This is a genomic window from Neorhodopirellula pilleata, from assembly GCF_007859915.1.
Classification (GTDB): domain Bacteria; phylum Planctomycetota; class Planctomycetia; order Pirellulales; family Pirellulaceae; genus Rhodopirellula; species Rhodopirellula pilleata.
On the sequence record NZ_SJPM01000002.1, the window covers coordinates 293,268 to 317,276 of the forward strand.

Sequence of the window (24,009 nt, forward strand, 5' to 3'; positions counted from 1 at the left end):
TTATTGAGGTCTGTCAATATTGAAACGCGTTCCTATGACCTTATCTCGATGCGACCACTTTTTTGACCCGTCTTAACACCGATTCGTCAGGCCACCCAGAGGGAGGGTAAAATCATTGCACCGGCCGCTGACGCCGCAGGCAAGGGATGCGCTGCCCTTCTAGCTACATGCGATTCATGTATTGTTCTTTGCATGTTCCTAAACCACCGAGATCTCACAACGAACTTCGCCGGATCCCGTCGCGGGAAATTCGACGATGATCGGAACGACTTCCAGCCCTGGAACCATGTTGAAGATGCGATGGTCCGCACCGTTTTTGATCGTCAGCACCGCGCTCGATTGCACCACGACCGTGCCGTCGGATTTGACGATTTCGATGCGATGATCCGAAACCTGGCGGACAGTTTCGCCCGAGGGTGAAACGATTGGAACGATCAGCGACGTGCCTTCGACGGCCGCCGTTTCGCCCGAGGTCGCAGCCGAAATCGTGACTTGATCTTTGTCGAACGCGTAGCCGAGTTTGAAGTTGGCAGCGTCGCCGGGCAGCACGTTGCGAGCTTCGTCTTGCAGAGTCGCGTTGACGGTGACCGAAATTTGCGAATCGGTTTCTTGCGTCTTCACGTCCGCTTTGAGATCGAAAATGTTCGAGTACCAAGCATCGCCGACTCGCGTTTCGATTCGCGTCGTCAGCGGAAAATCCTCGCCGGGTTGTGGTTGTTGGTTCAGCGGTTCGACCAGGACATAACGAGCCATGCTGGACGCGAGCAACGTGCCGACTTTGACGTGATACAGCACCGCGAGCGAACCGCCGGTCGGTTGCTGCACCGGGCCGGACCCTTTCGTTTCGTAGATCGAATCGTAGGCCGACACGGTTGCCCGCCATGGGCCTTTGGCAGCCAGCCAAACGTCCAATTCCGGGAAGTGCTTCACGCCACTGGCGATCGCTCGGGGCAGCGGAGTGCTGTCGTCAACCTTGGGCATGGCGTGCATTTTGTCTTGCACCAACGCCATCACTTTTGCGTGAGCGAACGTGTGGTGGATGCAAGGTTTGACGCCGTGCGAAACGAAGTGCGGTCCGCCGTGGATCAAGCCGCCTGCCGTGCATCGCTGCAACAGTTCCGCGTTCCGGATCGCGGCGGTTCCGAATGCCGGGTTGTAACCGGCCATCAAACTGAAGCCCGGTTGGCAACCGTCCGACGTGCGGCTGCCCCAGTAACTCCACTTTGCCGAACGCGTGCCCCAGCTGTTGTCCCACGCACCGTCGGGCAACATGAATTCCAAGTGCCCGGCCAGCGACTTGGTCATCAACTCCAGCAGTTCGGTATCGTTGACCGCCAGCGCGTACAAGACGACGCCGTTGAGAGATTCTTCGACGTTGTAACCGAGGTCGACCGGCAACAGCCCGCGACCGCTGCGACCGTTGTTCGGTTTGCCTTCGCCCCACAACAGTTTGTTCGGTTCGGTGAAGAACTCTTTCAATCGTTTTGCAAACTGATCGCTGCGAGCGGTGTATTTCGGGTTGTCCAGCAGTTCACCGAACAGATGAAAACCGTAAACGCCGGTCATGCCGTAGTTAAGGTTGGTGAAGTCGACCGTCTTGAAGTCGCGATACAGGTAACCGCCGACTGCTTCGTCCAGACGTTTCATCCACGCAGCACGGCGCTGGTCGTCCAGCACATTGCCGTGGTAGTGAAGCGCCTCGGCCAGTGCGATCGCCCCGAAGATCGTCGTGCCTCGCCAAGCTTTTGGATTGACGTCGTTGGTCCAGCTTCCGTCCGATTGGCTGACGTTATGCTCGGCCCAGTCGTAGGCTTTCACGGCAGCGTCGAGATACTTCTTGTCGCCGGTGACGTTGGCCAGGTGCAAGAATGGGTACAGTGCGTCGCTGCACCGGCCGTGGATGTGCGTGCAAGCGGGACAGGCCAGCGCGCCGTGCAGCGTCGGATCATCGGGCGCGTCGATCTGTTGCCGGATCATGCCGTCACACCAATCGACCAACAGGCTCTTGGTCAGCTCGTCGAATTTGCGATTGTCGTGTTGAGCACCGGCCGACGTTTCGGTTGCGGCGGCCAGCGATGGAAACAGCATGCCACCAGAAACGAGCGACGCGCCGGCACAGGTGGCGGTCATCGATTCGAGAAATTTGCGTCGGTCCATGTTCATCATCGGGTTACGTGACTTGTTCACGGCGTCGTCACCTGACCGACCAATTGGTCGAGCATGCTCTTTAGCTTTTCAACTTTGGCTGGATTTTCGGCCGACAAATCTTTGCGGTCGTCGGGGTCGTTTTCCAAGTTGTAGAGTTCGTTTCGGGTGGGGCGAGCGATCAGTTTGTCCCAACCGTCGATCACCACGCGGGCCCTCAACCCGTCATCCAGATCCGCGAGTTTGTCCAGGTCGCTGTCGTGTTCGTAGATGTCGACGAAGACTCGGTTGCGTTCGTTGAGCGTCTCGGTATCGCGAAGGTCCAGGCCTTGCATCGTTGCCGGCGGTTCGATGCCGCACGCTTCCAGGATCGTCGTCGCGATGTCGATGTTGCTGGCCAGCGTCGTTTTGTCTCGCAGCGGCGCGATCGTGCCTTCATGCGTGAGGAAGATCGGCGTGCGAATTCCGGCTTCGACGGGATCTCGCTTGGATCGGATGCTGCCACCGACCCGCTTCGGGTCCGCGACCCAGCCGTTGTCACAGGTGAAAACGAAGATCGTGTTGTCGTAAAGCTTTTTTTCTTTCAAGTGATCGACGATCTGGCCGCACCCTTCGTCCAGCCATTCGATGTTGGCCCAGTACCGCGCGGTCGACTCGTTCGGCGCGATGTCTTTGTACTTGTCGAACAGTCGGTCCGGCGCGTCGTGGGGGGCGTGCGGCAGGAAGACGCCGTACCAGATGAAGAACGGTTGATCGTTGGCGTCTGCCTTGTCCACGAAATCATAAATCGGCTGCATCGTGTCGCGTCCGATCTTCAAGCCTTGGTCACCGTGACGTCCGCCGCGGGAGTGATCGCCATGCGTCATCGCGTCGGTGAAACCGTGATCCAGCGGACTGCCTTCCCACCACTTGCCGGTTTGCAGCGTCGCGTATCCGTTGTCTTTTAACTCTTTAACGAACGAGGGATGATCCAGCATCGGCGCGGTCATGCGATTACGAAACGCAGTCGAGACCGGCTTGTCCTTTTCTTCTGACCTGCTAACGCCACTGGGCAACAACGGATCGTTGCCGCGGATGCCGGTTTGATGCGGATACATTCCAGTGACCAAGCTGGCAAGCGACGGCCGACAAAGCGGGGCGGTCACATAACCACGTTCGTAAACCATTCCAGCACGGGCAAGTTTGTCGAGCTGGGGCGTCTGGACATGCGGATGGCCCATGAACCCATAATCGTCCCACCCTTGGTCATCGCTCAATAAGAACACGACGTTGGGACGGTCGGCGCGAACAACGCCGGCGGTCATCAGCACGAAGAGAATCGAGAGCAGCCGAAAAGTTAAAATGCGGATCATTTCGGATTTTGGAATCAGTGGTGTCGCGAAGTATCTTGTTCCCAGGCTCAGGCCTGGTAACACATTGCGTTGCAGGCTCCCGCCTGCTGTCAGCTCTAAAGTCGAGGCGGGAGCCTCGGCGGCAGTGCGTTCCCAGGCGGGAGCCTGGGAACGAGGGGTGGAGCGGTGTTAATTGCGAGTCTTTTTGCGCGCCACCCACGTCTCCGGTGCATCCAGTAGTAACGGTTCGTGGAAAACGGTCAGCTCGTCTCCTTGTTCGCTGATCCACTTGTTCAATTCCGCCGTCAGTTCGGCTTGCACCGATGCCAGTTTTGCGTCACCGGCCAGGTTGTTGAGTTCGTGCGGGTCAGCTTCCAAGTCAAACAGTTCGTACTCCGGTCGGCCGTAGTACCGCGCTAGCACGTCGGCGGCGTGGGCGTCCGTCTTGGCCGCCGTCATCCATTCTTTGAAATAGTCGCCCGAGGTTTCTCGCAGCAGCAGATCGATGTACGACGTGAACGCGAACTCGGGATGCGGGTTCCAAATCAACTTGTATCGATCCGTTCGGACGCTGCGGCTGAGGTAGACGTTCATCAACAAGTCGCCGCTGTGCGTCGTGAACATCCGCGTCCGATGCGAATCGGTTTCGCCACTTAGGACCGGTGCGAACGAGCGACCATCCAGATTTTCCGGCACTTCGCCGCCCGCAACGTCGATCAGCGTTGGAAAGACGTCGATCCAGTTGACCATCGCATCGGTTCGTGATCCGGCCGCAATCTGCCCGGCCTGCGCGACGATCAATGGCACTCGGATGCCTTCGTCGTAGAGCGTCCACTTGCCGAACGGAAACTGGGCCCCGTGGTCGCTAGAGAAAACGAACAACGTGTCCTTGGAGAGATGCTCGGCCGTCAAGTCACGGACTTCGCCCAAGTATGCGTCCAAGTCTTTCACTTCCTGCAAGTAGCGTGACCGTTGGACTCGCGTGCGCGGCGTGTCCAGCAGTTGCGGCGGCATCTTCAGTGACTGCGGATCGACCGTCGACTCACTGGGCCACGGCACGTGCGGGTCCGAGACGCCGACGAACAGTGCCAGCGGTCGTTTGTCGGTTCGCGTCGTCAGAAACTTCGTCACCGATTCGCGCAGCTCCGGGATCTCTTGCTTGTCATCGATCACGTCAAAGTGATAGTCCGGAGCGCTACGCAAGTGAGCGACTTTGCCGAAGGCGGCCGTTTGATAACCCAGCTTGCTCAGGATCGTCGGCAACCGCAAAACACCATCGCGAGGATAACTGTGATTCTCCTCGGCACCGTTTCGCGCCGGCATCAAACCGGTCAACAGCGCCGCGCGGCTGACCGCACACGACGGGCTGGCCACGAACGCACGGTTGAACGTCATTCCATCGGCGGCCAAGCGATCGATCGCCGGCGTTTCGATGCTGTCACCGCCGTGCAACGACAGGTCGGCCGCGGACAAATCGTCGGCAAGGTAAACAACAATGTCGGGCAAACGTTCAGCCCGCGCGGTCAAACCGCAACAAGCGAACGCGATCCAAAGTAGACCAGCGGCATGAAGATTTCTCATCGAGTCGAAACTCACTTGACCTCCAATTTCAGCGTGCCGGTGACCATTTCGTTGACGATCCAGCGGTCGGCGACACGCGTCGCGGCCAGCGGTTTGCCGTCGGCGAACACTCCCGATGTGGCTTTGGCGGCTGGCAATTCCAATTTGCCCGACATGCCTTCGGGCAATTTCAACGTCACCGTGAACGTGTCGCTGTTGTTCCATTGGACTTCTACTGGACCTTCGGGCGTCGGAACTTTGCCGGTCGCGAACGTCAACTCGCCCGGGCACGGACGGATCGTGGCGGTGTTCCAGCCCGGCGCGGCCGCTTGCACGCCCAGCACGAATCGCGGAAACAAGTTCGCCGGTGCCGCGCCCCAAGCGTGATTCCAGTCCTGGTTGGGTTTGTATTTCAAGTCCCACGCTTCCCAGCTGATCGTCGTGCCGCTATCGACCATGTGTTTCCAACTGCGGTCGCCGTCGGCGGTGATCAACTCGAACGCCTTTTTGTCCAAGCCGTTTTTGAACAATGCTTCCATGAAGTACTGGGCCGCGTAGGGGCTGCACGCCATGCCTTTCTTTTCCAGCCACGCCAGCACGCCGTCGACCTTGTCATCGGGGACCAAGCCGAACGCGAGCGGAAAAAAGTTCGCGTGGATGCTGCTGTGGTCGGTACCGACGCCGTCTCGATAGATGCCGGCGGTTTCGTCGAACAAGGTTTTCTGGAAAGCAGTTTTTGCAAGTTTGACGCGAGCATCAAAAGCGTCCGCGTCATCCGTCTTTCCGATCGCCCTTGCCATCACCGCCATTTGCTCGAGCGCTACGATGTGGAACGCGTTGACGACCGTGTTGATCTCGGTGAACACAAACTTGTCACGTTCTTTTTGCGGCCAGTCGACGATGTCGTGACGGGATTGGTCCAGTTTGTTGCTGCGAACCAAACCATCCTCGCCGCTGCGATGGAACAGTGTTTTGGCTTTCAGAGATTCGTAGCGATGTTTCAGCCAATCGTTGTCGCCTGAGTACATCCACTCGGCGTGCGCCATGAACACCATGTGCGGTGCCCACTCGCTGGGCCAAGTCCCATTCTCCATCAACCAATCAAACGTCCGCGCAGCCATCTTCACATCATCATCAGTTGTGTAGTGGCTCAACTGGTTCAGATACGCATCGGCCTCGTAGGGAATCCGTTCGCGATCGCCATCGACATACACACCCGCAAACGTGGTCGCTTTGATGCTGTATTTGCAGAGGCCCCAGATGCGATTGAGCGTTTCGTCCGAGCACTCGAATGAGCTCGCTTCGTCATTCCAAGTCTTTGAAAAGGCAGCTCGCCTGCGGATCAACTCATACGGATAGTCTTTGCCAACACCTTCGATTTCGACCCAGCGAAACGGCATGACCGCTTGCCACTGTGGCGGTGTTAAAACGGCGGGCGGGTTCGATGTTGTCAAACCGGCCTGCTGGATATTGCGAGGATCAATCGGTGTCGGGACGATCCAGTTTCCAAACTCTTGACCAAGTCGAATCGGGGTCGCACCGTAACGAACTGTTCCTGGTGGCATCTGGTCGATGCGGTCCCCCTTCAATTTCTCACCAAATTGCACCATTGCATTACCGTTGCCTGGTGGAGCATGCATGACAATGTTTCCAAACGCGACTTTGCCAAAGTCGATCAGGGTAACTTTGTCACTAATCTGTTTGATCGAGACCGGCTCTTGCTCGGTTAGCGAGACATGTTGTTCCGCAGGAATTTGAGGTAATTCTTTAATGAACAGATTGCGGAAGCGATACGTTTGTCCCTGCTCGCCGTGATGTTGGATTCCAATGAATCCGCTCGCATCGGTGGCGTCACGAAAGCGAACCGCTTGAACTCCGTTGAGTTCGATCGTGATGAGGTCATGGATGCAGGTGATCTCGAATCGGTTCCAACCATTTCGATTCAGAGCACCTGCGATCGTTGGTTCAGCAAAGGCGGCCTTGGATTCGGCTTCATGCTTCAGAAACCGATCTTCTGAGCGTCCTTTCGTACTCGGCCAGATCCAGCCTCGCCGCGATTCATCGTACAGCCCACCTGACCATTTACGGTCCGAACCATCGCACTCAGCTTGGTAGCCGTAGACCTTCTTGGCGGCATCCTCATCGACGTGACAACGAAACATCACCCCCGAATTGGCTGGCCCCTCAGGCAAATGAATTTCCACACTGACGCGAAAGTTGGAGAACATCTTTTCGGTCACCAAAAAGAATTTCTTGTCCCCTTTCAGATGAATCTCTCCGTCAACGACTTTCGCTTCACCATGCGGGTACGGATTTCGCCAACCGGTGAGATCTTGGCCATTGAACAAAGGATCGAACCCACGGTCACGCATCCAGTCACCGATATCATAATCCTGGCTCTCGAGATTAGGTTGTTTGATCGAAACCGATGGAGCGTTTTGCGCTACGGCTGCTACCGAAGACACAACCAAGATGCAACACAAGAAGTAGAAACGTTGCACGATGCCAACTACCAAGAACGAGGAAAGAGCAGACGCATGGGTCAGAAGAATCTCGTATGCTGGGCGAATCCGCTCCCGCACACGGGAGCGTTCCACTTGCAAGACTGCGAGCTCAAGCCAGGCCCCGTCGAGATCTAGCACGTGAATGTATCGTTGCTACTCGATTTCCTCAACCTTCTCACCATCGCCGCCAATGTATGGAAGCGGATTCTCCTCTGCGTACTTGGCAAGCTCATCCTTGTCAAACCCAGAGGTTGCTTCCTGAGAGCCACAACCGATCGAAGGCATCGAACAGCACATCAACAAAAAAGCGAGTGAAAAACGTAACATCAAAGACAGACCTAAAAAATACACGATAGGAACAACCAGAAAGGGGTGCCCTGACTGGGCACCCCAACGAAACAAATACCGAAGCGTTATCGATTAATTCTCCAACGACTCAGTTTCCTTTGCGGCTCGAGTACCCAATGCCCCCCAGAGACCAAACGGGCTTTGCAGCCCCGGTGCAAGATGGTTGGCATCATTACCGACATGAGCACTAGGTTGCGTGCCAGCTTCAATCGAATCCGTGACGAACTTGACAGCACCGTCACCCATTAGCACATGAACACCGCCTTGGTGGCGACTGCTTGGCGGGGCGATCATCGGGGACACTGAAAATCGACTACCACAGACCGCTTTATTTGGAGGAGAAATCGTTGTGATGCCCGAAAACAGGGGACGCCCATAGGCCCACTTGAAGCCTCGCCGCTGTTCTCCTTGTGGTCCCGTACTCGCGTTGTAGGTCACATCGACATAGCCAGTTCCCCAGAACTGTGGACGGGCCGTATCAATCATGCCGTCGCAACTCAGGTTGCTACCTGCTTGCCCAAGCGACGTTCCCAATGTTGACAAAGCCGGAGAAGTGCGGATGTCCCGGTCGCCCAGGTCCGTCGCCAACTCCCCGGCCATGATCGTGTTAGCCAACCCGTCGAGCACATCGCGAAAAGCGGAGCGATTTCGATGAACAAAAAATCCTCGGCAGCCAGCGCGTGTATTCTGGGCCCGCGTTGAATCGTCATTTCCACGGTCATCAAGCTGACCACCCTGAGAAAACACCGAATCTCCGATGCTTGCCCCATAATTCGTCCGACCACTTGCCGGCAAACCTACGCCTGGGTCGCTCGGACAGCGAAACCCTGGGACGTCCGTTGCCCATGGATCGTAAGCCACAGTGTTATGGTGAGTTAGCGAACGCCGAGGAGTCGGCCCCATAGCGTTGAACGAAGCCGTCGCATTGATACGGTACGGATTACTGATCTGCTCCCACAACGCCTGCTGCTCAATGAACGGAGTCAGCGCGACGAGCCAGCTTACCTCCAGGATGCTTGTGGCTCGCTGAGCGTCCGCAACATTTTGGCCAAGCCCGACAGCAGAGGGCGAACCAGGCGAGGTCCCTCGACCATGAGTGCCCGTGCCCTGCGTTGGCAGCATGTTGTACGCCGAATGATAATTGTGCACAGCCAAGCCGATTTGCTTGAAATTGTTGCTGCAACTCATTCGCCGGGCGGCTTCGCGAGCCGCCTGGACGGCGGGCAGCAAGAGACCGACGAGCACGCCGATGATCGCAATGACCACCAATAGCTCGACGAGTGTGAATCCAAGACGATGACGCTTCATTGAAATAACTCCGTAACAGAGAAGAGAAAGGGGACGATGCAGGCGATCAGCCGGAGTGGCCGTCTGGCGCACAATCGCTCGCCTACGGTTTGATTCCCGGCTTTCATGCTTTTTTTTGCGCAGAAACTTTCTCTTTTTTTTGAACGATTTTTTCTGATCCCGATTTTCTGAAGAAAACACGGCAAATTTTCGCGAAATTTTGAATCAGACGCGGGAATCCTTTTAGGCCATCTCATTTGTTTGGACTGCGCCTAGTGCCGCGAGAACGAAGTAACCTTGCTTGGTAGCCCGCTGCGCCAGCGAGGGATAATTGATAATGAAGCATCCCTCGCTTACGCAGCGGGTTACTAAAAACCAATGCCACAGGCAAAAGTGCAACTTCAAAACTAACGCATCGGGTTACGATTAGTTCAAGCAGCCTCAATTCGTTCTCGCCGCACTAGCCGATGCACTCGTAGACTCGCCGAGGAGCGACCCATTAGCAAACAGTTAGCCGAAGACGACTTCGTTCGCTTGTTCGCGATGCATTCGAGCAAAGTGATGGGCTTCATTCGTATCTTGACCATGAATCGACAAGATGATGCGGAGGAAGTTTTCCAGAACACCTGCATGATCTTGTGGCAAAAGTTTTCGCAGTATGATCCGTCGGGCGACTTTGCCGCGTGGGCGTGTCGCATCGCGCATTACGAAACGCTCAAGCATCGCGAGGCGATGGGACGGATCAAGATTCTCAGCGATGATGCGCTAGAGTTGGTTGCTGAGGCGGCACTTCCGATTTCGACGAAACTAAGCGAGCGTCGGACGGCACTGGCCGACTGCCTAGAAAAATTGCCGAAATCACAATACGCGATCATCCGTCAAAAGTACTTCGATGGTGCTACCGTCGAACAGATCGCCGAGACAGCGGGACGTTCGTCTCATGCGATCTATCGAGAATTGAGTAAAGCACATGGTTTGTTACTGCGGTGTGTTCAACGAAAAATTACAGAGGTCTTGACATGAACTCCGAGAGCGATCCGATGGAACGACTTCGAACATTGATCCTGCGATCACAACGAGAGCAGTTGAGCGAAGCGGAGATTGAGGAGTTGAACTCATTGGTCTTTGCTGAAGACGGAGCGACGGAGACGGCTGGCTTGCTCGATCAGTTGTGTGCCTTCACCGACACGGCAGCGTTTGACTCACTACCGATGTCTGAAATGTTGTCTTGTCTGTTCGAAGATGAATTGAAAGGCACCAAGTCGTGCTATGCTGACGTTTCGGCGACGCGGTGCGAGGTCTCCTTGCTTCCGCAGCCAAACTCAAGCGAGACGCAGCATGCCGAGCGACTTGCAAAACCGTATTGGCCCCTAGTCGTCGCGGCGAGTTATTTAATCGTCGCCTCGCTGGGTTGGTCACTGGCTAAGCTACAGTTCACCGAGAGAGCGACGATGGGACTTCCGTCTCCGGATCTAACGAAAGAGCAGTCCCGCGGTGATCACCACGAGTCCATAGCCCCACAATTGGTATCCATGACCGCGTGCGTGTGGCGCCCTTCCAGTGACCCGACGCCAGCCATCGGTGAGTCATTGGACTCAGGCGACTCGCTCAATCTTGTCGAAGGGATCGCCGAGCTGAGGATTGGCGACGGCACTTCGGATGAGGCGCTGGCGAGGATCGAAGGTCCGGCGAGTCTTTACATTCGTGCCGATGGCCAACTCGACTTGCTACAAGGATCCATGACGATCAAATCGGTCAGCTCTGGACGCGGTCGAGTCATGGTACACACCTCGGTGGGTCGAGTCCTTGTTGATAGTTTGAGTTCGATCGGGTTGGTGTCCAATGGCAGTGAAAGTGAAGTTCATCTTTTCAGTGGTCGCGCGACCGTGGGAACGTATCGAGAGGGAGCCGGTTCAAATCCGATCGACTTGGAAACCGGTGAGGCGGTACGGATCACTGCCCAGAACGGAGGTGATTTGGTGATCGTCAAGTTTGCTGCTTCGGAGGACAACTTCGTTTCGGCCCAGTCGCTCGCCTTTGACCCGCTGGAAATCGGCGAAGCCTACGTTCGTTCGGTTTTGGATTCCCAGCCAAGTGTTTACTGGCGGTTCGAAGAGACCATGGGCGAGTATCCCCGCTACATCGAAAACCTTGGTAGCGTCAAGGAACTCAATGCGATCGTCGTCGGCGAACCACGCTGGCGTCAGTATGGAGAAAACCGCGTGGCTGAATTAGGGATGTCACAGTCGTCCGCCTTCCGTGGTTTAACACCATGGACTGACAAAGCTCCGGATTCCTACACCGTTGAAATTTGGATCAAACCGCTGATGTTCCATCATGGGGAGGTTATTTGCTTACACGATGTCGAAGCGATTCCAGACGGTCGCTACCAGCACACGATGATGCTGGAAGTGACGGCGCAACATGATTTCACCCACCGGCTTTCGGATTCACCATCGAACCGTTTTCGGTTCGTTCATCGTCAACTTGGTGCCCCCCAGCCGATCAGTGCCACGAGCCTGTTCGCACGCCAACCTTATCGTCCTCGAGTTTGGCAACACGTCGCGGTGCAAAAAGAAGGGAATCGACAAATGCTATGGATCGACGGTCAATTATCGTCCGAGCGAGAGAATTTCGCGTCGTTGGATCAAGATGTGCAGATTCTAGTTGGTCAGGTTTATCCGGATTCCGTTTACCGACGATTCGTCGGCCAGGTCGACGAACTTGCAATCTACGACCGGTGCCTATCCCCCAAAGAATTGCGAAACCACATCAGGGCGGCGGGCCGCCCCATCGCCCCCCCAACTCCTTGAAAGGTGTCAGGACTCATTTCGGAGGTTGTCGTTGGTTCGGCAATCGTTGGTGTGAGTGGATTGCGGTGCTACCGAGCAACTTCGTTCGCCGTTGTTCCGGGCTTCGAAGCTTGAAATTTTGAAGCACAGAGGCACGGAGTTCACATTGAGTTCAGTATGGGTTCTCGTCGTCCTCAGTGCTTAACGCCCAGGTTGAACCCAGATGTCCGATACTGTTCAACCAATGTTTGCACGCGAAACCGTGAGATGACGTCTGAAGAACGACGCCAACAGCAACGGACACGTTCAATCGATTCGACGGGTTTTCAAGAACCAACTGTGGTCGCACACTGGTCGTTGGCGTTCGGCATGATCGTCGATCCAGGAAGCAAACTTGTCTGGCGCTGCGGCTGCTCTCCATCACCCTTTTTCGAATGATTTTGATTGAATCGCGACTCGGCATCGTCGGCCCACCCGCCATCGTCCGTCAGTCGATTGGGGATCGCCTGCGCGGTTTCCGCGCACACTCTCTGGGGACTGTTTCCCATCTACTGGCATCAGATCGAAGGAGCGGACTCGCTCGAGTTGGTGTGCCACCGCATCGTTTGGTCGTTCGTTTCGCTGGCAATCCTGTTACCGATCTTGATGCGAATGGGTTGGTGGGGCGGAGCGAGAACGGTGTTCGAGTCCTTGCGGCATCCCAAAGTTTGGTTGGTTTACAGTGCTGCGGCGTTGATGATTGGGATCAATTGGCTCGCGTTCATTTGGGCGGTCAATCACGGTCGGGTGCTCGAAGCTTCGTTAGGCTATTACATCAATCCCTTGTGCAACGTCCTTCTGGGGGTGGTGGTCCTCGGGGAGCGGTTGAAAGTTTTGCAATGGATTGCCGTCGGGATCGCGGCCGTAGGGGTTGGGATCATGGCGGTGGGCAGCGGAGGGTTGCCGTGGGTGTCGGTTGCCATGGCGACCTCATTCGCTCTTTACGGCTTGGCGAAGAAGAAAGCCCATTTGCCCGTGCTCGTCGGCTTGATGCTCGAGGTCACGTTGTTGGTCATCCCGGCGGCGATCTATCTGGCGTTTCGATGGAACCATGGCGAGAGCGCGTTCCAGTTCGGTTCGACAAAAGTGACCGTGATGTTGTTGATGGCAGGGCTGGTCACGATCACTCCGCTGGCCTTATTCGCGGCCGCGGTGCGCCGCGTCGATCTATCATTGATCGGGATCCTCCAGTACATCGGTCCGACACTGCAGTTTCTTGTCGGCGCGGTTTTGTACAACGAACCACTCGGTCAGAATCGACTCGTCGGGTTCGCGTTTGTCTGGATCGCACTGGTCCTCTTCGTGGCTGCCACCCACCGGTACTCTCGGCAAATGGTCACATCTTCCTGCCGTTTTGACACCCCGCCGTAATGGCCTGAGGAGGTGAAATCGGGCGTCTGCCAAAAAGACTTCCGGAAGATTCTTTGGCCGAAAAACGTCGCGTTTTTCGTAGTAAAACACTGCTTTTTTCGGGCTTGCCGTTTTGGCATCGGTGCCCTTGACGGCGCTCTGGCACAGTTCTTGCCTTCGTTAATCTGCACCGCGAATCCCTGACGAAATGGACTCGCCCAAGACATTTCAATCACTTCAAAATTTCACTCTGACACTCTTCTCGACTCAGCCCCACATAAGGAGAACCTTCCATGGCACAAGGCGAAAAAATCATCGGTATCGACCTCGGGACCACCAACAGCGTGGTCGCGATCATGGAAGGTAGCGAGCCCAAAGTTATCCCCAACCCCGAAGGCAACCGGATCACGCCGAGCGTGGTCGCGTTCACCGACAAACAAGAAACGATCGTCGGCGAGCCCGCACGACGCCAAGCGGTGACCAACCCCAAGCGGACCGTTTATTCGGCCAAGCGTTTCATGGGCCGTCGGCACAACGAAGTCGAATCGGAAGAAAAGATGGTGCCCTACGGCATCACTGGTGGTGCCGGTGACTATGTCAAAATCCAAGTCGGCGATTCGGAGTACACGCCCCAAGAAATCTCCGCCAAGATCCTTCGTAAGTTGAAGGAATCGGCCGAAGCTTACCTGGGCCATAAAGTCAACAAAGCCGTCATCACCGTGCCGGCTTACTTCAACGACGCACAGCGACAAGCGACCAAAGACGCGGGCCAAATCGCCGGTTTGGAAGTCGCCCGGATTATCAATGAACCGACCGCCGCCGCACTCGCCTATGGCCTCGATAAGAAGAAAGACGAAAGCATCATCGTCTTTGACCTCGGGGGCGGTACTTTCGACGTCTCGGTGCTCGAAGTCGCCGACAGTGGTGACGACGACAACGAAAGCCGTGTCTTCCAAGTCATCTCGACGTCCGGCGACACGCACCTCGGTGGTGACGACTTCGACGAAGCCCTGATTCACTACGTCGCCGATCAGTTCAAGAAAGAAAACGGGATTGATTTGCGCAACGATGCGATGGCGTTGCAGCGATTGCAAGAAGCGTGTGAGAAGGCCAAGAAGGAACTCAGCTCGTTGCCTGAGACCGATATCAACTTGCCGTTCATCACGATGGACGCGACGGGGCCGAAACACTTGACGATGAAGATCACTCGTTCGAAATTCGAAGAGCTGATCGACAAGTTGGTCGAACGTTGCCGAGGCCCCGTGCTCGACGCTCTCAAGGCCGCAGGCATGTCGCCTAGCGACATCGACGAGATCGTTTTGGTCGGCGGTAGCACGCGAGTGCCCAAGGTCCGCCAAACGGTTAAAGAAATCTTCGGCAAGGAACCTCACCAAGGCGTTAACCCGGACGAAGTGGTGGCGATCGGTGCGGCGATCCAAGGCAGCGTTTTGGCGGGCGACCGGACTGACGTGCTGTTGCTCGACGTGACGCCACTGACCCTCGGGATCGAAACCGAAGGCGGCGTGATGACTCCGCTCGTCGAACGCAACACGACGGTGCCGGCTGAAAAGAAAAACGTCTTCTCGACCGCCGCCGACAATCAAACCGCCGTGACCGTCCGCGTGTTCCAAGGCGAACGTAAAATGGCCAACGCGAACCGTTTGCTCGCCGAGTTCAACCTGGAAGACATCCCACCGGCGCCTCGCGGCGTCCCGCAAATCGAAGTCAAGTTCGACATCGACCAGAACGGGATCCTGAGCGTGTCGGCTAAGGAACTCAAAACGGGCAAGGAGGCGCACGTCGAGATCAAAGACAGCGGCGCGTTGTCCGACGACGATATCGAACAAATGCGCAAAGACGCTGAAGCGAACGCCGAAGAAGACAAGCGGCAGTTCGAATTGGTCGAAGCCCGCAACAAGGTCAGCCAACAGGTTTACCAACTTGAAAAGCTGATGAACGAGAATGCCGACAAACTCTCCGACGACGACAAGGCTCCGATGAACGCCGCGATCGATAAGGTCAAGAAAGCGTCCGAAGGGGAAGACTTGGCCGCCATCAAGTCGGCTTCGGATGAACTCGACGCCGCCTCGCAAGCGTTCAGCAAAGTGCTGTACGAGAAATCCGAAGCGGCCGGTGGAGCTGACGCCGAAGGCAAAGCCGCCGGAGCTGCCAAGGGCGGTGACGACGACGACGCCATCGACGCCGAATTCGAAGTCAAAGAGTGATGCCTTTGGCATCGGCTTTTGGCGATTAGCTGTTAGCTTTTGGCTTTTAATGCAACCTACGGCGAGTCTTGCGATGCCTTCCGGCATCCCAAGTGCTCGCCTTTTTTCTGCCTACTCACCACTCACCACTCACCACTCACCACTCACCACTCTTCACTCTTCACTCTTCACTCATCAAGCTCCCCCATGGCTTTTCGACCCGACAAACTGACTACCCAAGCCCAACAGACCGTTGCCGAAGCACAGGCTCAAGCGACTGCGGCTGGGAACGCGGAGATCAGCCCGCTGCATTTGCTCGCCGCCGCGCTCGGTCAATCCGGCGGGATTACCAAACCGTTGCTCGAAAAGCTGAACGTCGATACCAAGGCGCTACAGTCTTTACTCGGTAGTGAGTTGGAAAAGCTTCCGCGTTCGAGCGGAGGCGGAGCGCCTCGGGTCAGTTCGAAGTTGCAGCAAGTCTTGCAAGCGGCCGATGAAGCGGCCACTTCGCTGAAGGACGAGTACATCAGCACCGAGCATCTGCTGCTCGGCATCGTCCGGATCGATAACAAAGCGAACAATCTTTTAAAACTTTCCGGAGTCACGGCCGATGACGTGCTCAAGGCGACCAGCGAGATTCGCGGTTCCGCTCGGGTCACTGATCCGAACGCCGAGTCAACCTACCAAGCACTCGAAAAGTATGGGATCGATCTGACCCATTTGGCTCAAGCAGGCAAGCTGGATCCCGTGATCGGTCGCGACAACGAGATCCGCCGCGTGATTCAAGTCCTCTCGCGACGAACCAAGAACAACCCGGTTTTGATCGGGCAACCGGGCGTTGGTAAAACCGCCATCGCCGAAGGACTCGCCTTGCGGATCTTCGAAGGCGACGTTCCGCAAAGCCTCAAAGGCAAACGAGTGATCTCGCTGGATATGGGTGCGTTGGTCGCCGGGGCGAAGTTCCGCGGCGATTTCGAAGAACGTTTGAAGGCTGTATTGCGCGAGGTCAAAGATTCGGGAGGCAACGTGGTACTGTTCATCGACGAATTGCACCTCGTCGTCGGAGCCGGCAATGCCGAAGGTTCCGCCGACGCGGCCAATTTGCTCAAGCCCGAACTCGCCCGGGGGGCGCTGCGTTGCATCGGAGCCACCACGCTGGACGAGTATCGGCAACACATCGAAAAGGACGCGGCTTTGGAGCGGAGGTTCCAACCCGTCTTCGTTGGTGAACCGAATTTAGAAGATACGATCGCGATCCTCCGTGGTTTGAAGTCGCGATACGAATCGCACCACGGCGTGCGGATCACCGACAGTGCCCTCGTGGCTGCGGCCAATTTGTCGACTCGATACATCGCCGATCGGTTCTTGCCCGACAAAGCGATCGACTTGATCGACGAGGCCGCCAGTCGTTTGGCGATGGAGAAGGAATCGGTGCCCGAACCGATCGATCGCTTGCAACGACGTTTACGCCAATTGGAGTTGGCTCATCGCCAGCTCGTCGACGAAGAAGAAGCTTCGGCCGTCGACAAACGCGAAGACGTCGAAACCGAAATAGAAGAGATCCAGCGTGAACTCGCTTCGCTGCGTGAGCAATGGGAAGCCGAGAAGATGGGCCTCGACGATGTGCAATCGATTCGTCAAGAAGCCGATTCGTTGCAACATCAATTCGCCAAGTTGGATTCCGAGGCCAAAGAAAAACAACTTCGCGGCGAAAGTCCCGAGGACATTTATCGTGAGATGTTGACCGTCCAACAGCGGTTGCGTTCGCTTCAGGAACGGATCGATCAAGCCGAACAGAATGATGCGAAACAGACGACTGAAAAGTCGGAGACATCCGAACGGCGATTGCTGCGCAAAGAAGTTACCGAAGAGGAAATCGCCGAAGTCGTCAGCGCTTGGACGGGCGTGCCGGTGTCACGGATGATGGAGACCGAACGTGCGAAGTTGCTCGTCATGGAAGAGCGTCTGCATACCCGTGTCGTGGGTCAAGACGAAGCCGTCACGGCCGTCTCCGATGCGGTTCGACGATCCCGCAGCGGACTGCAAGACCCCCATCGCCCGATCGGTTCGTTCTTGTTCCTCGGTCCGACCGGTGTTGGAAAAACGGAACTCTGCAAGGCACTCGCGGAAGTCATGTTCGACGATGATTCCGCGATGGTTCGCATCGACATGAGTGAATTCATGGAACGGCACAGCGTTTCACGGTTGATCGGCGCGCCTCCCGGATATGTCGGCTACGAAGAAGGCGGCAAGTTAACCGAAGCGATTCGCCGTCGGCCTTATGCGGTGATCTTGCTCGACGAGATGGAAAAAGCGCACCCCGATGTGTTCAACATCTTGTTACAAGTCCTCGACGACGGGCGATTGACCGACGGTCACGGACGCACGGTCGATTTCACCAACGCGGTGATCGTGATGACCAGCAACGTGGGCAGCCAAGTGATCCAACGCGTCACCGACGAAGGCGGCGACGAAGAGGAAATGCGAGCGGCCGTTCAAGAGGCGCTCAAGGCGAGGTTCCTGCCCGAGTTTCTCAACCGGATCGATGACATCGTTATCTTCCATCCGCTGCAGGCCGAACAGATCAGCCGCATCGTCGAGTTGCAGTTGGAAGAACTCAAAAAACGCTTGGCGCAAAACGATTTAATTTTGGAAATCACGCAAGCGGCGATCGACGAGATCGCGCAAGTCGGATACGACCCCGCCTACGGGGCAAGGCCGCTGAAGCGGGTCATCCAACGAGAGGTCCAAAACCCGCTGGCAACGTCGCTGCTCAAGAACAGCTACCCGGCCGGATCCACGATCCAAGTCGATTACAACGGAACCGACTTTATCTTCAAGTGAATGAAGTAGGCTGGGTCGAAGCCGCTTCGGCGTAGACCCGGCATTTCGTTACCGCGACGTACCGAGCTGCATGACTTGGGAAACATCGATCATCAATGCGGGCAGCAGGACGCTGCTTGCCGTGTCGCCGGGTCGGAACTCGCCGTGTACGCGATAGGCGTTTTCGTCAAGCACCAAAACCGTGACGCGTTCCTGTTCGGGGTCGACGATCCAGTATTCAGGGATGCCGGCCCGCGCGTAGTCGCGACGTTTGTCTTCGTAATCACGCCGAGCCGCCTCGACGCCTTCGCTGACCACTTCCATCGCGAGATCGACACGGCTCGGATAACCCCTTGGGTCTTGCGGCTCACTGCCGGGTGCAAAATACATGACATCGGGTTCACGGATATTCTGTTCGAATAGCCGGATGGGCAGAGGGGCATCGAGGACCTCTCCAAACCCACCCGACGCTGATTCGACGGCACGGACCAAAAACTTCACGATGAGTTGGTGCAGCCAAGTTGGCATCGGGAGGACCTCGAGATTTCCATCGACCAGTTCGATCAAACGATTGCCGTGCAGAGCAAAAAACTCATTCTCGGTCCACTCACCCTGCGGTGGAAACAAGTGCGCAACCGCCCAGGTCGGTTCGGGTGCGAGCGGTCGAGAACTTGGAAGTGAAGACATATTCGACTCCTTGAAACGAGACGGAGGTGGTTGCTGCCACTGTCACCCAAGTTTACTCCAATGCCTTGGCACAGGGTAGATTTGTCGGCAAAGGCTTCTCGGCACTCGCCGTTTTCTAGGCGATGAGATAAGGTGACCGGTAGCGAAACTCGCCTAGTGCTTCGTCTAAATTTAAATTCAGGGTTAGTGAAGTGAGCCGACGACGCTAGCGGGCTGTTGATTTAATCAGCCGTACCGCGTTAGCGGCGGTTAACTGGACGCCAACCGGGGCTAACGCCCATCGGCTAATTGTTGTCATTCGGTATGCGACTAAATCAACAAGCCGCTAGCGGCGTGTTGATTTAATCGTAACCCGAAGCGTGAGCGAGGGATTCATCACCATTAAGTCCTTTGTATGTATCCCTCGCTCACGCTTCGGGTTTCGATGAGGACTAAATCAACAGCCCGCTAGCGCGTTCGGCTCACGTTAAAATTAAATTTTGACGAAGCACTAGAGATCCGGTTTGAAGTCTTCGCGACTTCCGCTAAAGCTCAAACTCTGTGACAATTTGAAATAAACCACTGGTGCTTTGTTCCAACGTTAAGTTTGGCATATCGTGGCACGGCGGTCCCCGCCGTGTTTCATGGTGGAGACCACCGTGCCACGTTGATAGGCACCCAAAAATCAAGTTGGAACAAAGCACACGGATCGCATGAAAATCACCATCGTTGGTACCGGACGCGTTGGATCGGCGATCGCTTTTGCGTTGACAATCAACCCATTGGCGAGTGAGTTGGTGTTGGTCAATCGGACCCGCGATCGGGCCGAAGGCGATGCGTTGGATTTGTCCCACGCATCGGCGATGCAGAACAGTAATATGCTGATTCGGGCCGGCGACATCGCCGACTCGGCCGGCAGCGACGTGATCGTGTTCACCGCGTCCGCACCGATCGAAGGACTCGGCGAGACCAAAACACGGTTGGACATGGCGGTGAACAATTTGCCGCTGTTGAAGGAATGGATTCCCGCGATGGTGGATGTCAGTCCCGATGCGATCATCATTATGGTGACCAACCCGGTCGACGCGCTGACGTATGCGACATTGCAAATATCAGGACTTCCGACCGGTCGCGTGATCGGGACGGGTACTTTGGTCGACAGCGTTCGATATCGATCGTTGTTGTCCGCCGAGTTGGGAATCCATAACGAAGACATTCGTGCCTACATCCTTGGCGAGCACGGCGACACCCAATTTGCTGCTCATTCGTTTGCTATGACCGGTGGCGAGCGGTTCTATCCCAGTGACATGTCGCGGCGGTTGTTCGAGCAAACGGTCTCGATGGGTTACGAAGTCTATCGCCTCAAAGGCCACACTTGCTATGGGATCGCGTTGGCCACGATGACGATTCTCGACAGCATCGCGTACGACTTGCGACATACGATGCCGGTCAGTGTGCTAATTGAAGACTACTTGGACATTCGCGATGTGTGCTTATCGCTTCCCGCCGTCGTGGGCCGAGCCGGTGTGACTCGTGTCCTTCGTCCCAACCTCAACGACGACGAACAAGCCTCATTCCGGCACTGCGCGTCGGTCGTTCGACGCACGATCGATCAAATGGATCTTTAAGCCCGCCCGCTATTATTTCCCGAACGTACTTTGAATTAAGACGAGCAGTTCGCCTTCGTTGTCATTGGGTTCGATGTCAAACATCCGCATGTAGAGTTTGCCGCTATTGTTGGCCACGAACTCGGTGCCCGATTCCAATCGCATCGGTTTGGCTTCGGCCAGTTCCGACGGGCCGGAAACGATTGTGGCGATTAAGGTTCCAAAGCGAATTCGATCGTCGTGAGGACGCATGTCTTTGGGGATATCGATACCCTCGGCCCCCGATTCGATGACCACTTTCCACACGCCTTTGACTTCGACTTTAACAGGCATCCCGGCGGTCAGAACGACGCCGGAATCTTGCCAAGTTTGATCGGCTAAGACTTTCACGATCTTGCGGTCTTGCGATGTTTGGTACGTCAACACTCGGGCCAATCCTTGATTGCCACCGGCATAATCGGGAACCAAACGGACGATCGATTGGTAGGCTTCGCGGGCTTGGTCGAATTGTTTCTTGCGTTCATATTCCATCGCCAATTTCTCGGTCTTGGTAATGAATTCGCGATGCAAACTTTGTAGCTGCGGGTCGTCGGGCATGCCCGATTCGCTGGTCGCGATCTGACGCAATTTTCGCTGCATCGCTTCTTGTTGTTGCTCGACCTGCTGCATTTGTTTCTGCATTTTGGCTCGGGCTGTTTGAGCGAAGGCGGTCGGCCCGGTTGCCCAACCGGCGATCGACAAAGTGATTATGATTAGCCAACTTCGACCAAACGGATTCATGATGGACTCGTACGTAGAAAAAAGTGGGGTGATCGGCACGCCAATGATAATCGAATGAAACCGGTCAGGATTCGCATCCGAGGGGAATTTGGCGGCCTGCAACGAGTATGTTAGCAAAAACGGCGAGCTTGTTGCCCATGACGGGTGTGATTACTCTTGCACGACACGAATTGCTCCCACGAATCGAACACCTAGGTTGCCATGTCCATTTCTTATGCCGCAAAAGAGCCGATTGCGGACGACGTGAATGCTCCTCGCCCTAGTGGCCTTGATCGAGCAAGTACTGAAATTCGTCGCCGACACTATTTCGAATTGCACGATCAGTCGTGGTGGCCGGTGCCGATGCGCGAGTTTATGACTAACCTGTTGATCATCGCTTGGACGTTTCCTTGGATTTCATTGACACGAAACGGGAGAAAGATAGTTCCATCCTTTGCCACATTAACGGCGCGAGTAATTGAACGGTTATTAACTGAGCTGGATGCAATGGGACAGCCGGTGTCACGAGTTACCGATTTGTGCTCAGGCTCCGGCGGGCCTTGGGAATCGCTTTTGCCATTGATTGATAAATATAAAATAAATGTGGTGCTGTCGGATTTATATCCCCCGCCCCTTCAACCACATCCATGGCTTGCTCCCGAACACGCCGAATCGGCTGGTCAACGCGTTAGTGGCGCGGGTCATGGAATCTGCAAGATCCAGTATTACTCTGACTCGGTTGACGCGACCAATCTGCCCGATTCACTAAACGGACTACGTTCGCTGTGTGGTTGCTTTCATCACTTCCGACCTGACTTCGCCGCTTCCATATTGCAAGACTGTATCGATAAGCGATTGCCAGTCGTCGTGATTGAAACCTCAGCGCGTTCGATTGTTCAAAAGTTTGGATCTCCTTTCTTCATGGCCGGGATGTCGTTGGCGACCCCGATCGCATATCGTCGCACCACTCCATGGTATCTTTGGGTGCTGACTTATGTTTTCCCATTAACGTTAATTTGTGCTTGCTTTGACGGGTTGGCATCTTGTTCCAGGGCCTACCAACCAGATGAAATGCTCGCGGTCGCGGCAAAATGTCAAGGAGCAGAATCATACCGGTGGGAGGCAGGCACGGAGACTTTCTATGGTCTGTTTTCATTGGTCTTCATGACAGGACGTCCGCTGGCGGCCAACGAAACAATTAGCGATTGATGTGGCTTGCCGACCGCCCACCGGGGTCAATAAAAAGCGGGAGGGATTCAGCTTTAACCCGGTGGCCACGTCATTTTTCGGCCCCCGAGCAGATGAAAATGGATGTGCGGAACCTCTTGGCCTCCGTCGCTGCCGCAATTGACGATCAAACGGTATCCGCTCTCGGCGATGCCCTCACTGACGGCGATCTTTGACGCCGCGACCACGCATCGACCCATCACGGCTTCATCGTCGTCGGTCAAGTCGGCCAACGACACGATCTCACGTTTGGGGATCACGAGGATATGCACCGGGGCCTTCGGCGAGATATCACGGAATGCCAAACAATCGTCGTCTTCATAAACGATGTCGGCGGGAACCTCGCGGGCGATGATTTTGGTAAAAATAGAGGCCATCAGTTCACCAGGTCGAGTTGGAGAAGCGGAACGAGTATGCCAAATGAGTGAGAAACGACGTCAACGTTACCAATCCGTCCTCTATCCGCTAGCCCGCTTGCCGCGTTTTTGCCGCAGCGAACTGGCCGACTTGGTCGATGAAGAGCCAGCCGGTTTTATCACCAAAACCGTCAACGAAGTCGTCAAGGCGGGCGTTTTGGAAACCGTTCGCGAAGACGGCGAAATCCATTTTGAATGGACTCACGGCGACCCACTGCAGTTGGTCGACCAGTGGATCGATCGACGAATTCATGGCGACCAAGTCAAGGAAAAACCAGAACAGGAACGGCCTCGCGAACGATTGATGCGGTTGGGTGCCGCCTCACTGTCGGACTCCGAACTGCTCGCCATTTTGATCCGCGTCGGCGTCGTCGGTGAGTCCGCCGTGACCGGCGGCGTGAAGTTGGCCAATCGTTTCGCAGACGAGCTTGATCTGATCCGCAACTACGGATTGCCTGAACTGCGAACGATCACGCCGGCGATCACCAAAGCCAGCTATTGTCAAATTCTCGCGGCCTTGGAACTCGGCAAGCGGGCGACCGAGGCGGCCCGCGCCAGACCGGTGGAAGTGACTAAGATCACCAGCACGATCGAGGCAACCCAGTACTGTGCGCAAAAGTTCGCCTATCTCTCCGGCGATGCCGTCCAAGAGGAATTTCATATTGTGACGCTCGATACCAAGCACAAGCCGATCCGCACGCACCGGATCACCGTCGGCACGCTCGACAGTTCGCTCGTGCATCCGCGTGAGGTCTTCCGACCGGCGATTCGAGACGCCGCCGCGGCGGTCTTGCTCGTGCACAATCACCCCTCCGGCGACCCGACGCCCAGCCGCGAAGATCACGCGGTCACCGATCGTCTCACCGAAGCGGGCAAGCTAATTGGCATCGGTGTGCTCGATCACATCATCGTGGCTCGCGAACGATGCCAAAGTTTGCGAGAATGTTGACC

The 24,009-nt window shown here is 55.9% G+C and carries 17 protein-coding genes; 8 read left to right on the forward strand and 9 right to left on the reverse strand.

The annotated features are described in order from the left end of the window. Positions 1–198 precede the first annotated feature (198 nt). The 6 genes from Pla100_RS06275 to Pla100_RS06295 all read right to left on the reverse strand — a co-directional run bounded on the left by Pla100_RS06275 (position 199) and on the right by Pla100_RS06295 (position 9,196). Positions 199–2,157: a glycoside hydrolase family protein gene (locus tag Pla100_RS06275; protein ID WP_146576837.1), complete on the reverse strand. Its 1,959-nt coding sequence runs from the start codon at positions 2,155–2,157 to the stop codon at positions 199–201. Positions 2,158–2,183: 26 nt separating this feature from the next. Beyond that, positions 2,184–3,497, reverse strand: a complete 1,314-nt coding sequence (locus Pla100_RS06280; protein WP_146576838.1) for a sulfatase-like hydrolase/transferase — start codon at positions 3,495–3,497, stop codon at positions 2,184–2,186. Between the two features lie 168 nt (positions 3,498–3,665). Then, on the reverse strand, positions 3,666–5,057 hold the full coding sequence (locus Pla100_RS06285) for a sulfatase family protein (protein WP_146576839.1): 1,392 nt from the start codon (positions 5,055–5,057) through the stop codon (positions 3,666–3,668). An 11-nt stretch (positions 5,058–5,068) separates the two neighbouring features. Beyond that, a complete protein-coding gene (locus Pla100_RS06290; RefSeq protein ID WP_146577307.1) occupies positions 5,069–7,408 on the reverse strand; it encodes a family 78 glycoside hydrolase catalytic domain in 2,340 nt (779 codons plus the stop codon). A 285-nt stretch (positions 7,409–7,693) separates the two neighbouring features. Further along, positions 7,694–7,867, reverse strand: a complete 174-nt coding sequence (locus tag Pla100_RS30375) for a hypothetical protein (RefSeq protein WP_197167738.1) — start codon at positions 7,865–7,867, stop codon at positions 7,694–7,696. A gap of 93 nt (positions 7,868–7,960) precedes the next feature. Further along, a complete protein-coding gene (locus tag Pla100_RS06295; RefSeq protein ID WP_146576840.1) occupies positions 7,961–9,196 on the reverse strand; it encodes a DUF1559 domain-containing protein in 1,236 nt (411 codons plus the stop codon). A 513-nt stretch (positions 9,197–9,709) separates the two neighbouring features. Here Pla100_RS06295 and Pla100_RS06300 point away from each other — a divergent pair. The 5 genes from Pla100_RS06300 to clpB all read left to right on the forward strand — a co-directional run bounded on the left by Pla100_RS06300 (position 9,710) and on the right by clpB (position 18,404). Continuing rightward, positions 9,710–10,198 carry a sigma-70 family RNA polymerase sigma factor gene (locus Pla100_RS06300; RefSeq protein WP_261344778.1) on the forward strand — a complete coding sequence of 163 codons (489 nt, stop codon included), beginning with the start codon at positions 9,710–9,712 and terminating at the stop codon, positions 10,196–10,198. After that, complete coding sequence (locus Pla100_RS06305) at positions 10,195–11,988, forward strand: LamG-like jellyroll fold domain-containing protein (RefSeq protein ID WP_146576842.1); 1,794 nt, start codon at positions 10,195–10,197, stop codon at positions 11,986–11,988. Before Pla100_RS06300 ends, Pla100_RS06305 begins: the two co-directional genes overlap by 4 nt. 423 nt (positions 11,989–12,411) lie before the next feature. Beyond that, a complete protein-coding gene (rarD, locus tag Pla100_RS06310; protein WP_146576843.1) occupies positions 12,412–13,377 on the forward strand; it encodes an EamA family transporter RarD in 966 nt (321 codons plus the stop codon). 272 nt (positions 13,378–13,649) lie between these two features. Continuing rightward, positions 13,650–15,581 (forward strand): molecular chaperone DnaK, encoded by a 1,932-nt coding sequence (gene dnaK, locus Pla100_RS06315; protein ID WP_146576844.1) that lies wholly within the window; start codon positions 13,650–13,652, stop codon positions 15,579–15,581. A gap of 186 nt (positions 15,582–15,767) precedes the next feature. After that, complete coding sequence (clpB, locus tag Pla100_RS06320) at positions 15,768–18,404, forward strand: ATP-dependent chaperone ClpB (protein ID WP_146576845.1); 2,637 nt, start codon at positions 15,768–15,770, stop codon at positions 18,402–18,404. 48 nt (positions 18,405–18,452) lie between these two features. On the opposite strand, the gene Pla100_RS06325 is transcribed toward clpB, so the two are convergent. After that, a complete protein-coding gene (locus Pla100_RS06325) occupies positions 18,453–19,070 on the reverse strand; it encodes a Uma2 family endonuclease (RefSeq protein ID WP_146576846.1) in 618 nt (205 codons plus the stop codon). Between the two features lie 692 nt (positions 19,071–19,762). Here Pla100_RS06325 and Pla100_RS06335 point away from each other — a divergent pair. After that, positions 19,763–20,677 (forward strand): lactate/malate dehydrogenase family protein, encoded by a 915-nt coding sequence (locus Pla100_RS06335; protein ID WP_146576847.1) that lies wholly within the window; start codon positions 19,763–19,765, stop codon positions 20,675–20,677. A 12-nt stretch (positions 20,678–20,689) separates the two neighbouring features. Here the strand turns inward: Pla100_RS06335 and Pla100_RS06340 are convergent, their stop codons facing one another. Continuing rightward, the gene (locus tag Pla100_RS06340) at positions 20,690–21,436 is read right to left on the reverse strand and encodes a tetratricopeptide repeat protein (RefSeq protein ID WP_146576848.1); all 747 of its coding nucleotides are present in this window, start codon (positions 21,434–21,436) and stop codon (positions 20,690–20,692) included. Between the two features lie 201 nt (positions 21,437–21,637). Here Pla100_RS06340 and Pla100_RS06345 point away from each other — a divergent pair, with 201 nt between their 5' ends. Then, on the forward strand, positions 21,638–22,624 hold the full coding sequence (locus tag Pla100_RS06345) for a hypothetical protein (RefSeq protein ID WP_146576849.1): 987 nt from the start codon (positions 21,638–21,640) through the stop codon (positions 22,622–22,624). Between the two features lie 53 nt (positions 22,625–22,677). On the opposite strand, the gene Pla100_RS06350 is transcribed toward Pla100_RS06345, so the two are convergent. Continuing rightward, the gene (locus tag Pla100_RS06350; protein WP_146576850.1) at positions 22,678–23,019 is read right to left on the reverse strand and encodes a histidine triad nucleotide-binding protein; all 342 of its coding nucleotides are present in this window, start codon (positions 23,017–23,019) and stop codon (positions 22,678–22,680) included. 43 nt (positions 23,020–23,062) lie between these two features. On the opposite strand from Pla100_RS06350, the gene radC reads away from it, so the two are divergent. Further along, on the forward strand, positions 23,063–24,007 hold the full coding sequence (gene radC / locus Pla100_RS06355) for a RadC family protein (protein ID WP_146576851.1): 945 nt from the start codon (positions 23,063–23,065) through the stop codon (positions 24,005–24,007). Positions 24,008–24,009 lie beyond the last annotated feature (2 nt).

Excerpts from the sequence above, each read along its gene's own strand:
- Pla100_RS06290 (WP_146577307.1), bottom strand. The coding sequence starts at position 7,408 with ATGCGTGACCGTGGGTTCGATCCTTTGTTCAATGGCCAAGATCTCACC.
- dnaK (WP_146576844.1), top strand. The coding sequence starts at position 13,650 with ATGGCACAAGGCGAAAAAATCATCGGTATCGACCTCGGGACCACCAAC.
- clpB (WP_146576845.1), top strand. The coding sequence starts at position 15,768 with ATGGCTTTTCGACCCGACAAACTGACTACCCAAGCCCAACAGACCGTT.
- Pla100_RS06340 (WP_146576848.1), bottom strand. The coding sequence starts at position 21,436 with ATGAATCCGTTTGGTCGAAGTTGGCTAATCATAATCACTTTGTCGATC.
- Pla100_RS06280 (WP_146576838.1), bottom strand. The coding sequence starts at position 3,497 with ATGATCCGCATTTTAACTTTTCGGCTGCTCTCGATTCTCTTCGTGCTG.
- radC (WP_146576851.1), top strand. The coding sequence starts at position 23,063 with ATGAGTGAGAAACGACGTCAACGTTACCAATCCGTCCTCTATCCGCTA.
- Pla100_RS06295 (WP_146576840.1), bottom strand. The coding sequence starts at position 9,196 with ATGAAGCGTCATCGTCTTGGATTCACACTCGTCGAGCTATTGGTGGTC.
- Pla100_RS06275 (WP_146576837.1), bottom strand. The coding sequence starts at position 2,157 with ATGGACCGACGCAAATTTCTCGAATCGATGACCGCCACCTGTGCCGGC.
- Pla100_RS06325 (WP_146576846.1), bottom strand. The coding sequence starts at position 19,070 with ATGTCTTCACTTCCAAGTTCTCGACCGCTCGCACCCGAACCGACCTGG.
- Pla100_RS06305 (WP_146576842.1), top strand. The coding sequence starts at position 10,195 with ATGAACTCCGAGAGCGATCCGATGGAACGACTTCGAACATTGATCCTG.
- Pla100_RS06285 (WP_146576839.1), bottom strand. The coding sequence starts at position 5,057 with ATGAGAAATCTTCATGCCGCTGGTCTACTTTGGATCGCGTTCGCTTGT.
- Pla100_RS06345 (WP_146576849.1), top strand. The coding sequence starts at position 21,638 with ATGTCCATTTCTTATGCCGCAAAAGAGCCGATTGCGGACGACGTGAAT.
- Pla100_RS06350 (WP_146576850.1), bottom strand. The coding sequence starts at position 23,019 with ATGGCCTCTATTTTTACCAAAATCATCGCCCGCGAGGTTCCCGCCGAC.
- Pla100_RS06335 (WP_146576847.1), top strand. The coding sequence starts at position 19,763 with ATGAAAATCACCATCGTTGGTACCGGACGCGTTGGATCGGCGATCGCT.
- Pla100_RS30375 (WP_197167738.1), bottom strand. The coding sequence starts at position 7,867 with ATGTTACGTTTTTCACTCGCTTTTTTGTTGATGTGCTGTTCGATGCCT.